This is a genomic window from Gelidibacter algens, assembly GCF_001678675.1.
In the GTDB taxonomy this organism is placed as follows: domain Bacteria; phylum Bacteroidota; class Bacteroidia; order Flavobacteriales; family Flavobacteriaceae; genus Gelidibacter; species Gelidibacter algens.
On record NZ_LZRN01000068.1, the window covers coordinates 1 to 12,256 of the forward strand.

Genomic DNA, 12,256 nt, shown 5'->3' on the forward strand with positions numbered 1-12,256 from the left:
TTTTTATATTAAAATGTGTGTCTTAGTTAGTCTACCAATACAATAACATTATTATCATTCATTTCTACCGTACCGCTAGTGATCTTTAACACCCATTGGCCATCTTCTTGTGTAAAGTTCTTTTTGTGAGCCGCCGCAATTTTTGCATCACCCTTAAATTTCACTTTCCCTTCACCAAGCATAGAAACGATGGCGGCATGGTTATTCAACATTTGGAACTCTCCCTCTATACCCGGTACAGTAACACTTATGACGTTACCACTTACAAGTGATGCTTCTGGGGATACGATTTCTAAATACATAGTTCTAAAAATATCAATTATTAAATCCCAAATTCCAATGACTTAAATATTGGAATTTGGAGTTTACTGTTTTATAATTTATCAAGCTCTGCTTGATTAGGCTTCAGCCAACATTTTCTCTCCAGACTCAATCGCTTCTTCAATGGTTCCTTTAAGGTTGAAAGCTGCTTCTGGCAAGTGATCTAATTCACCATCCATAATCATATTGAATCCTTTGATGGTTTCTTTAATGTCCACTAATGTTCCAGGAATCCCGGTAAATTGCTCAGCAACATGGAATGGTTGTGACAGGAAACGTTGTACACGTCTTGCTCTATTCACCGCTAATTTATCATCTTCAGATAATTCCTCCATCCCTAAGATGGCAATAATATCTTGTAATTCTTTATAGCGTTGTAACAATTCTTTTACACTAGTAGCACAGTTGTAATGCTCATTGCCTAAAATATCTGCAGATAAAATCCGTGATGTAGAATCTAAAGGATCTACAGCAGGATAAATACCTAGCTCAGCAATTTTACGAGACAATACCGTTGTCGCATCTAAGTGGGCAAAGGTTGTAGCAGGTGCAGGATCTGTTAAATCATCCGCAGGTACGTAGACCGCTTGTACAGATGTAATGGAGCCTCTTTTTGTGGACGTGATACGTTCTTGCATGGCGCCCATCTCAGTAGCCAATGTTGGTTGGTAACCTACCGCGGAAGGCATACGCCCTAATAACGCAGATACCTCAGAACCAGCTTGTGTAAAACGGAAAATATTATCAACAAAGAATAATACGTCTTTACCTTGAGCTTCACCAGCACCATCACGGAAATATTCCGCAATAGTCAAACCAGATAATGCCACACGAGCACGAGCCCCAGGAGGTTCATTCATTTGTCCAAAAACGAAGGTTGCTTTTGATTCCTTCATTACAGACATATCAACTTTTGATAAATCCCAGCCGCCTTCTTCCATAGAGTGCATAAAGTCATCACCATACTTGATAATGCCTGACTCTAACATCTCTCTCAAAAGGTCATTTCCTTCACGAGTTCTTTCTCCAACTCCAGCAAATACTGAAAGTCCACCATGACCTTTTGCAATATTGTTGATCAACTCCTGAATCAATACTGTTTTACCGACACCGGCACCACCAAATAAACCAATTTTACCACCTTTTGCATAAGGCTCAATCAAATCGATTACTTTGATACCTGTGAATAAAACTTCTGTAGAAGTTGATAGATCTTCAAATTTTGGTGCTTGTCTGTGGATAGGTAAGCCAGCATCACCAGCCTTAGGCAAATTGCCCAATCCATCAATAGCATCTCCAATTACATTAAACAAACGTCCATAAACATCTTCGCCAATTGGCATTTGAATAGGGGAGCCCGTTGCCACAACTTCAGTACCTCTGCTGAGACCGTCAGAAGAATCCATGGCGATGGTACGTACCATGTCCTGACCAATGTGCGATTGGACTTCTAGTACCAATAAAGAACCGTCAGGTCTTTGAATTTCTAAAGAATCATAGATTTTTGGAAGGCTTGAACCCGCTTGAAAGGCTACGTCGATTACTGGACCAACGATTTGTGCAACTTTACCTGTAACTTTTGACATTACTTATATGTTTAATGTTGAATTGAAATTTAACACGAAATATACGCTTACCCAATCAAGTGGAATACTGCGTTTTTCGCGCTGCAAAGATATAGTTTTTTAACTAATTATAAAGTGCTTTTTATGCGCTTTTTTGAGTATAAAAAAACACCTTTTTTCGAAAGGTGTTTTAATAGTTAATTTTTAGTATCAATTATCTGAACTCTTTACCATAATTTGTTGGATAGTTTCCTGCGTCAGCAAAATTTCCTGAGGCTTCAAAGTTTGAACCGTAAGTCGTATCTATGGCGCGCATGAACATATTCGCGATAAGTGCATATCCTCTTGATGTAGGATGGACACCGTCCAACCCAAAAGCACCACCTTGCACTAAATTGGACCTTAAGATGAAATCTCCAGTTGAGACACCTCCATTTGACAATTGGTTCAATAATGCGTTGGCATCAACAAACGCTAAACCGGCTTGAGAAGCAGTGGTAGAAATCACGTTATTGAAGGCAGTTGTGGCAGTGGCTATCTCTGCCTGTTCACTTGGTAATAATACCCATTTGTCTGCCAATGGAATTTGAGTACCATAGCCTTGAGGAATTAATGATGACAACGGTAATACGAATAAATCGTCTTCAGTAGCTTGTCTATATTTCGGGATTCCAGCAAAAGCAGGATTAATAGCACCTAAATCTGTCAAGGTTTCATCAATAATAACGAGCGCATTTGCAGGTCCAGCAGAAAAGTTTATAGTTCTTTTTGCAACCTCTGCAGCCGTGAACAGACCAGTTCCATTTAAAGCGTTTAAGGCTAATTGAAGTCCGCCATTATATTGCGCATACCCTTGATTTAATGCAGTTGCTGTTGCAGCATCTAGAGGTACAGGATTGTACGGTACTGTCGTAAAATGTGGAATAGTAGTCACAGATGGGATGTTAGCAACCACACCCTGTGCGCCGGCAGAAGTCAATGTTGCTACAATAGCGCCATAAGTTTGTGCAAAACCAACACCTTGAGGTCCATCAAGAGGTGTTATAGGATTTGTACCATCACCGCCGGTAAGTGCATACCCTAAAACATCGTTGTTACCAATCCATAAAGAAAAAAATGTTGGGGATTGGGACATGGCGTCGCCTAATACGGTTGCAGATGGTGTTGAAGCCATTCTTATAAAATAAGGATTTGCAGTTGCAGTCGCTAAATTTATAGGGTTTCCATAACCATCAAAAAGTAAATGATAGCTTTTTGCACCCGGAATTCCCATATTGTTCTTAGGCCCTAAGGTTGGTCCAAAAACTTCTGTAGTAGACATTGCAGGTAATGGTGTAGGTGTAGGTCTTGGGGTTGTTGTAAGATCTAAATAAAGCCGTGGTCCAAAACTCGGATTTGCATTTCCTCCAAATAGAAAGCCTCCTACGTTATCATTCATTAAGGGTAATGTAAAATCACCTCCACCGACTAAAGCAAACTTTTGTGCCAAAATATTTGGAAAGGAGCTTTTTTGACCCGCAATAAAAAGTGCATTATCCGTAAAACCGGAGGTCAATGAATTTCCTACAGATACATAGGTTGTGAAATCTGCTGATCCAGCGGTCAGTTCAGGCAAAGGTTCAGGAGTGGGGTTGTAATCATACTCGTCCTCACTACACGCTGTAAAAACAACCAAAATTGAAGACAGCAATAAATATTTTATATTTTTCATCGTAAATTTTTATTTTATAAGTTATTGATTGTCCAAGATACGTAATACATTGAACCAATAGAACCTGTTCCAATAGCTGTAAAATACTCTTCACCTAAAAGATTGGTAGCGCCTGCTTTAAAGATTGATTTTAATGAAGGCACTGTATAGTTAATCTGTGCATCAAGCGTGTGATACGCTGGAATGTTACCATCACCAAACGTTGCTTGCCAAAAGTAGTTGTCATTCCATCTCCAAGCTGCATTGAAGCCGAAGTTTTTGAACAAATCAGTATTGCCAAAGTTTATTTTAGCCTTATGCGTAGGTGTGTTGAAACTTGTCCTGAAATCAGGGAATGCTGCCTGGTCAAAATCTTGTTTCGTGTAGGTATAACTTCCACCTAAATCAAAGTTTCCGAAAACTTTTGTAGATAAGCCTATTGAGCCTCCGTATGAGTTAACATCTGCTTCAGAATTGGTATAGGTTTGATAGGTCTTGAAATCGCCATTAGCTATTGCAGCTACAGATAGTCCGTTGTCACCAACGGTACCATATAAAGGAGCAAGTACCACTTCACCTGAAATAAAATCCTTGTATTTATTGTAGTAAACACTCATGTCAATAACTACCGTATTGAGCTTACCTCTATAGCCAACTTCTGCCGAGGTGATTTTTTCAGGAGTTACAAGGGCTGAATTTCCAATTACTAAATCGGCAGGATTTTCAGATTGGGCAAAAGCTTGAACAGAAGATGCCAAATAGGAGTTTGTATAAGCACTACCTCCTGCTTGAGAGATCTGGGCAGGTTGTCCAAAGCCAAGTTGGCCAGCAGCACTTACCGGATAATTTCTTACATACCTGTCTAAATTAGCTGGTGCTGATCCAACTAGAATTGCTCTACCAGCATCAAGCCCAATAAATAAATCTTGTGTGGTAGGGTTTCTAAAGCCTGTTTGTACAGAAGCTCTGATATTGTGGTTTTCATTGACGGTGAAACCTGCGGAAATTCTTGGAGAAACGAAGCCATCAAAAAATTCAGATTTGTCATAACGTGCAGATCCTGTCAATTTTAATTTCATTTCTGCACCAAGATCAAACTCCTTTTGTAACTGTGTGTAAACACCGTATTCTGAATAATCAATAGGTCCATCGTAATCTGTATAAATGGTACCAGAAGAATTTAAGCTGTATTGTCTGTAAGAACCACCAACTTGAACATCGACAACGTCCCATAAATGGCTAAAATTATAATTAGCATCTGCATGGTAGTATTTAGAGGCATCTTGGAATTTTGAACCTGAGGTAAAATCAGGATCGTTGGTGATTCTATCAAAAGCAGATTGAAAACCTGGAGTTCCTGGCTCCAATCGTCCAGTTTCTGCCACGGCTCTTGCTGCTGCGTGCGCTTGAGCGTCGGTTGCGCCACTAAGAGTGGCACCTGCATAGGTTTGAATGTATTGTCCAAACCATTGTTGATCTGGTTTCCATGCTCTATTAATATTGATTCCAGTAAACACCATATCATATGAGTCTCCAGCTTTATCTGCCACAACATAGCCTCTTACAAAAAAGTTGTCGTTTTTTATTTCAATTTTATGCTGTTGCTGTGTAAAACCATTTAAAGCATACCTGTTGGTGCCTTGGTAAATGGTAGAACCAGAACCTACTTTCCCCACATACTGTATTTCAAAATCATTGGCCCATGGACGGAAATACAGTCCCCAGTCAGCCTTAACACTTTCAGCATTATAGTTTGTTAGGTCACGTTCTTCATAACCTGTTCTACTTACTACAACATCAGGAATAATGCCTAAGCCACCAGATGCAGCTCTAATATTTGTAGCTACTTCATCTCCATATATATTGTACCCATCATAATTTATACTCGCTCGGGTATCGCCAGTTCCTGGTTTGCCTTGGTAGTTGTCTGCAACCCAATCCGTACCCTTTAACCACCCAAAATTTACTTTGGCAGCAAAATAGTCACTGAATTTATAAGCCATTCTCAAGCCTGAGTCTCTATAGGTGTTATCTCCACCAGCGTCTTGAGACGTAATGCCTTGTTTGTGGTAGCCACTAATACCTTGAAAATCAAAAGGATTTTTACTACGCATAAAAAGAATTCCGTTAAAGGCGTTGGCGCCATATAGTGCAGATGCTGCGCCTGGAAGAATTTCAACGCTCATGACATCAGTTTCATTCATACCTACTAAGTTTCCAATTGGAAAGTTTAGCGCAGGTGTTGAGTTGTCCATCCCGTCCACCAACTGCATAAAACGCGTATTGGCAAAGGTTGCAAATCCTCTGGTGTTAATAGATTTAAATGTTAAACTATTGGTGTTGACGTCAACCCCTTTTAAGTTTTCCAATCCGTCATAAAACCCAGCGGAAGCGGTATTTTTTATTTCCTTAAGACCAAATCTTTCAACGGTAACTGGCGATTCAAAAACACGCTCTGGCGTTCTTGACGCTGAAATTACCACTTCGTCCAATGAAGTGCCCTCACTTAGTTTGAAGTCAATAGTTTGATTTGTTGATGTCACTTCTTTTGTCGAAGTTTCAAAACCAACACTACTCGCTTGAAGTGAAAATGGTGGGGTTTGAGGGGTGTTCAAAGTGTAGTTTCCATCAAAGTCTGATATTGTCCCAGTACTTGTGCCTACAACAATGACATTAGCACCTGGTAGGGGTTGTCCACTTGCATCTGTCACTTTTCCGGTTACTGTTGTTTGCGAATATGTTAGCGCAACACTTAACAGCATCATAATCTTAAGAATTGTTTTCATTTTAGGGAATTAGTTAATTTGGTGAGCAATATAAATAATAAAATGATACTTTGAATTGTTTTTTTTATTAAAATTATGCATGCATAGTATAATTCAACAAGAAACTATTATTTAATTTGAGATATTCTTTTAAAAAAAAAGGCCAAAAACTATTATTTCATAGTTTTTGGTCCTTTAGGCACTTCATTTAATGTAAATGCAATATTTTTGAGAAAAAGCTTATTCCACAGTTACAGACTTTGCAAGATTACGCGGTTGGTCTACATTTTTGCCCAACATTACTGCGATATGGTAAGAGAGCAGTTGGAGTGGGATTGTGGTTAGTAAAGGCGACAGATTTTCTAAAGTTTCAGGAACTTCTATCACATGATCAGCAAGTTCTCTTACGCTCACATCACCTTGGGTTACAATACCAATTATTTTTCCTTTTCTTGACTTGATCTCCTGAATATTACTGACCACTTTTTCATAATGTCCTTTCTTAGTAGCGATGACAATTACAGGCATGTTTTCATCTATAAGGGCAATAGGTCCATGCTTCATCTCTGCAGCAGGGTAGCCTTCAGCGTGGATGTAAGAAATCTCCTTAAGTTTCAAGGCGCCTTCCAATGCTACCGGGAAATTGTAACCTCTTCCCAAATACAGCATATTTCGAGAATCTTTATATGTTTCTGCAATGGACTGGATGTGCTTATCGGCCTTTAGGGCCTCTTTCACTTTTTCTGGAATTAACTCTAACTCCTGTAACTGACGGCGATAGTCAGAACTGGATATGGTACCCTTTGCCCGTGCAAGACGTAAGGCCATCATGGTTAATAATGTAATTTGTGTTGTAAATGCTTTAGTAGATGCCACGCCAATTTCAGGACCTGCATGCGTGTAAGCACCGGCATCTGTCTCTCTAGCTATAGATGAGCCAACCACATTGCAGACGCCAAATACGAAAGCGCCTTTGGATTTTGCCAATTTAATAGCCGCTAAGGTATCAGCAGTTTCACCAGACTGTGAAATTGAAATGACCACATCTTTTTCTGTAATGACAGGATTTCTATATCTAAATTCGGAAGCATATTCAACTTCAACGGGAATTCTTGCCAAATCTTCAAAAATATATTCAGCAACCAATCCTGCATGCCATGAGGTGCCACATGCCACAATAATAATACGGTCGGCATTTAAAAAGCGTTTCATGTTATCTTCAACACCTGACAATTTTATAATTCCTTCTTCTACCAATAAACGACCTCTGTATGTGTCTTTGATGGCCAGAGGTTGCTCATAAATTTCCTTGAGCATGAAATGCTCATAACCGCCTTTTTCAATTTGCTCTAAATTGAGTTGCAATTTCTGGATGTATGGATTGACCAAAGAATCATCCTTGATCTTTCTGATTTTTATGTCTTTGTTTAGTCTGATAATCGCCATTTCCTCATCCTCAAGATAAATGGCATTGTCAGTAAATTCAATGAAAGGGGATGCGTCACTGGCAATAAAGTATTCATCTTCACCAATACCAATAGCTAAGGGGCTTCCTAATTTTGCAACGACAATCTCATTGGGTTTTGTTTTATCAAATACAGCTATAGCATAGGCCCCAACAACTTGGTTTAAGGCTATTTGAACAGCCTTTCCTAATTTAGCATGTTGATTGATCATGACATCTTCAATCAAATTGATCAACACTTCTGTATCAGTATCTGATTTAAATGTATAACCACGTTTGATCAATTCTTTTTTTAGCGCGTCATAATTTTCAATAATACCATTATGGATGATTGCCAAATTACCTGAGTTGGAATAATGGGGATGTGAATTGACATCATTTGGAACACCGTGGGTAGCCCAACGTGTGTGTCCAATGCCTAATTTTCCATTGGTTGATATTTCGCTTTCTAAAAGCTCTTGCAAATCGGCAACTTTGCCTTTAGTCTTGCACATATTAAGGTCCTTGCCATCATATAAAGCAATCCCGGCACTATCATAGCCCCTGTATTCCAAGCGCTTCAATCCTTTTAATATAATAGGGTAAGCCTCTCTATGGCCTATGTATCCAACAATTCCGCACATTTTGTATTAGTTCTTAGGTTCAGTATAAAATATCTCCAAATATAATTTTTGATCCGTTGCAATGTTGTTACCATATAAAACGGTGCCTCTTGGAGAGAGGATCGCGCTTACTGGCACTGTTGTAACAGCTTTGTTGTCCGTTGATAAAATGGCACCTTGCCCTGCCCCATCTTCAATATTGACGTTTGATGACACAGCCAAACCTAGACTGACATTTGTGGAATCTCTTAATAAAAGATTCTTGATATGTTCAGTAATTTTGATTTTGTACTTGACGCCTTGTGAGTTGCTAGCATCACTTACGCGTTCCAACTTTCCTAAATGGTTTGTTCTAGAGTTGTTTGGCGTTACCTGATCAGGAGCATCAAAAGAATAATCAGTTAAGGTTCTGTTATTTTTTGTGTCGTAAATATAAATTCTGTCTGGTTCCTGCCCAGCAGTAAGCGTTTTATCCACATAAAACACCAGGTTGGCTTCATTTATCAATCGTTTTGCTCTTACAAACTTACCATCAGCATCTGTTTCCACATAAGCGTTTTTGAACTCTTCAAAAGGTGTTATGGTGCCTAAGTCGTCATCAATGTCAGTGGCTCCAAATAAGTCAATAACAGCAATAGAACCTTGGCCGCCTTTAAGATATAATTTTTCATCACCAGTTTCTGGATTGCCCTGAGGGATGGTCAACGAAAAGTCGTTATCTAAAAAATTGATTCTATTTCCTGCAAAGTTTAATCTATACGTTGCATTAACACGCTCTGTTGCCGTCCCTACAGGAGGCGAGGAGTAATACATGATGATGTTAGCGTTAGTGGACCCGAAATTTAGGAGCATCATAGTGCCATCCTCATTTCTTGCTTCAGCTTCAAAGTAAAGCCCTCTAAAATAGTTTTGAAAATTATTTAAGTTACTCAGTTCTGTGCCACCTTCTTTAAGTATTATTTTATTCTGCCAAAAGTCGGTATCCATTTTAAGGCGCAATGCAGGCGCTGTTCTTGTAAGTTCTTCACCTACTTTCTGTTTGATTTCTGCATTACTTGGTTTAAATTCGGTGCGTGATTCTAATAGGTTGTTCTTCAGGGAAGTCAACGGAATTTGAGTTGACGGGGATAAAGATCGGTCAGAGAAATATTTTTGAGGCCTATTGAACTCCGAATTCGGGTCAAACGTTCTCAAAAAATAAGTATTCTCATAAATACTAAGGTTGATGGCGCCCGTGCCGTAAATAGAATCCAACTTATAAGCCGTAACACCATCTGTAATGCCTGTAGATTTACTAAAATAAGGCACCGTGAGAACTACAGAATCCAATCTGACATCGTCAGGAAAAGTTGGGTCAAATGTTGTAGGGGCCAATTGAGTCACAACATTTGCCGTGGTATTCCCGTACACAAGATCTTTATAAAAGCCTAATAAATTGGCTGGCAATCCATTGGTTTGAACTGGGTTGAGCTTGTTGTTGTAGGCTGTAACTTCATACTGCGTGTCAGACACGTCAAAATTGTTCTGACCAGAAATATCTGAATCAAGTGTTACAAAATCTTTGTCACACGCCACGAACAAAGTCAGGAGTGCACTAAGAAGAAATAGGTTTTTAAGGTCGAATTTTATCTTTTTCATTACTATCTTTAAATGGATTTGAAAGCGTATAGAAGGTTTTGCTAGTTATTAGTTGAGTACTTTAGTGTTGTAGAACTCAGTATAAGGCTCAGCAAAGTCTTCTTGGGAGTAATAGTCCAAAACTGGTTTTTCGGAAGCTTTTAAGTAATCTTCCAGTTCTTGTGGGAGTTCAGAAGACCCTTTTATTAGGGCATCTGAGTAATCAATTGCAATTTTCATAAGGTTGTTAAAATTAGGAGTTTCCAAAACCTTAATCGCAGCGTCATCAATATTATCGAATTTCACTTTATTTATCATACCCTTATCTAACGTGCCTTCAAAACTTTGATTGTATATGGAAGTCACAATTTTACTTTCAGTGAACAAAGGCTCGTTTTTGTAATACTCTTTTAAGTAGATAGGAAGCAGGGACGCCAACCATCCATTGACATGGATAATATCTGGTGCCCAATTGAGTTTTTTTACCGTTTCAATAACGCCTTTTGCGAAAAATATCGCACGCTCGTCATTGTCAGAATACAATTTTCCGTCTTCATCCGTCAATGTGGCTTTTCTCTTAAAGTATTCTTCGTTGTCAATAAAATAAACTTGAATTCTTTCTTTAGGAATTGAAGCTACTTTTATAATCAAGGGCATGTCTAAGTCATTAATGACCAAGTTGATGCCAGATAGGCGTATTACTTCGTGCAGTTGATGTCTACGTTCATTTATGTTTCCATACCTAGGCATGAATATTCGTATTTGTCCACCTTGTTTATTTACCATTCTTGGAGCCTCAAATGACATTGATGAAATTTCAGTCTCAGGCAAATAAGGAACAACCTCGGAAGACACATACAATATCCTCTTATCTTTCATAAATTACATAGTTTGAAAAAAGTTAAAATTTAAAACACGCAAAATTACAAAAATTTATGCAGATTGCGAGTAAAATCTTAAGTTTGCACGCTGTTAATTTTTTGTTACAACATGATAATTTGCCATAAAAAAGAAGAACTAAGACAGGAGCTAGACGGATTGGGACTCAAAAACCAAACCCTTGGTTTTGTGCCAACAATGGGTGCTTTGCATGAAGGTCACTTGTCATTAATTGGCATAGGTTTGAAGGAAAACGCTAAAATGGTGGTCAGCATTTTTGTCAATCCAACCCAGTTTGACAATACCTCAGATCTTAAAAAGTACCCTCGCACTTTGGAGCACGACTTGGAGATGTTGCAAGCACTCTCAAAGGATGTCATAGTTTATGCACCAACGGTTAAAGATATTTATGGAGACACCATAATATCTGAGCGCTTTGACTTTGATGGTCTGGAACACCAGATGGAAGGGAAATTCCGACATGGCCATTTTGACGGTGTGGGCACTATTGTAAAGCGCCTTTTTGAAATTGTAAGGCCAGATTTCGCCTATTTTGGAGAAAAGGATTATCAGCAACTGCGCATTATTGAAAAATTAGTAGAAAAACACCAACTGCCAGTTAAGGTGGTGGGGTGTGACATCTTTAGAGCTAAAGACGGGCTGGCCATGAGTTCCCGAAACCAACGCTTGACTAAAGAACATCGAAGTGCTGCACCTTTCATTTACGAAACACTAAAAACTGCCAAAAAACGTTTTGGCACAGAAAGTGCTCATGAGGTGGTGGAATGGGTTGAAACCCAGTTTGAAAAGCAAGCGTTGTTGAGGTTGGAATATTTTACCATTGCTGACGAAGAAACCTTGCAGCCCTTAGAAACAAAAATAAAAACAAAATCATACAGAGCTTTTATAGCAGTATTTGCTGGAGATATCCGGCTAATAGACAATATAAAGCTTAATTAATTATCTTTGCCGTATGCAAATACAAGTTGTAAAATCAAAAATACACCGTGTCAAATGTACCGGAGCTGAACTAAATTATATAGGCAGCATTACTATTGATGAAGATTTGATGGATGCCGCCAATATTATTCAAGGCGAGAAAGTTCAAATTGTCAATAATGATAACGGAGAACGTTTGGACACCTATGTTATTCCTGGTCCAAGAAATTCTGGTGAGATCACCCTTAATGGTGCTGCCGCGCGCAAAGTAGCGGTTGGAGATACCCTAATTTTAATCACCTATGCTTTTATGGAATTGGAAGAGGCTAAAACCTTTAAGCCATCGCTGGTGTTTCCTGATGAAGCTACCAATCTACTGAAATAACATTGAGGCCTAATACAAAAAAAATACA

The 12,256-nt window shown here is 38.8% G+C and carries 9 protein-coding genes; 2 read left to right on the top strand and 7 right to left on the bottom strand.

What is annotated here, in order from left to right; translation table 11 throughout:
* Positions 1-26: 26 nt before the first annotated feature.
* The 7 genes from A9996_RS18130 to A9996_RS18160 form a co-directional block, all read right to left on the bottom strand.
* Positions 27-302: a F0F1 ATP synthase subunit delta/epsilon gene (locus A9996_RS18130; RefSeq protein ID WP_066438645.1), complete on the bottom strand. Its 276-nt coding sequence runs from the start codon at positions 300-302 to the stop codon at positions 27-29.
* 96 nt (positions 303-398) lie between these two features.
* Positions 399-1,907 (bottom strand): F0F1 ATP synthase subunit beta, encoded by a 1,509-nt coding sequence (gene atpD / locus A9996_RS18135; protein ID WP_066438649.1) that lies wholly within the window; start codon positions 1,905-1,907, stop codon positions 399-401.
* 193 nt (positions 1,908-2,100) lie between these two features.
* Positions 2,101-3,597: an SGNH/GDSL hydrolase family protein gene (locus A9996_RS18140; protein ID WP_066438652.1), complete on the bottom strand. Its 1,497-nt coding sequence runs from the start codon at positions 3,595-3,597 to the stop codon at positions 2,101-2,103.
* A 14-nt stretch (positions 3,598-3,611) separates the two neighbouring features.
* Entirely contained in the window at positions 3,612-6,362 is a 2,751-nt protein-coding gene (locus A9996_RS18145; protein WP_066438654.1) for a TonB-dependent receptor, read from the bottom strand.
* A gap of 219 nt (positions 6,363-6,581) precedes the next feature.
* Positions 6,582-8,429, bottom strand: coding sequence for a glutamine--fructose-6-phosphate transaminase (isomerizing) (gene glmS, locus A9996_RS18150; RefSeq protein ID WP_066438656.1), 1,848 nt, complete (start codon positions 8,427-8,429; stop codon positions 6,582-6,584).
* 6 nt (positions 8,430-8,435) lie between these two features.
* Positions 8,436-10,046: a BamH family beta-barrel-assembly machinery protein gene (bamH, locus tag A9996_RS18155; protein WP_066438664.1), complete on the bottom strand. Its 1,611-nt coding sequence runs from the start codon at positions 10,044-10,046 to the stop codon at positions 8,436-8,438.
* 48 nt (positions 10,047-10,094) lie between these two features.
* Positions 10,095-10,904 (bottom strand): glycogen/starch synthase, encoded by an 810-nt coding sequence (locus A9996_RS18160; RefSeq protein ID WP_066438666.1) that lies wholly within the window; start codon positions 10,902-10,904, stop codon positions 10,095-10,097.
* Between the two features lie 111 nt (positions 10,905-11,015).
* Between A9996_RS18160 and panC the strand changes: the two genes are divergently transcribed.
* Together panC and panD are read left to right on the top strand one after the other, a co-directional pair.
* Positions 11,016-11,864, top strand: a complete 849-nt coding sequence (gene panC, locus A9996_RS18165; RefSeq protein ID WP_066438668.1) for a pantoate--beta-alanine ligase — start codon at positions 11,016-11,018, stop codon at positions 11,862-11,864.
* A gap of 13 nt (positions 11,865-11,877) precedes the next feature.
* Positions 11,878-12,228, top strand: a complete 351-nt coding sequence (gene panD, locus A9996_RS18170; protein ID WP_066438671.1) for an aspartate 1-decarboxylase — start codon at positions 11,878-11,880, stop codon at positions 12,226-12,228.
* Positions 12,229-12,256 lie beyond the last annotated feature (28 nt).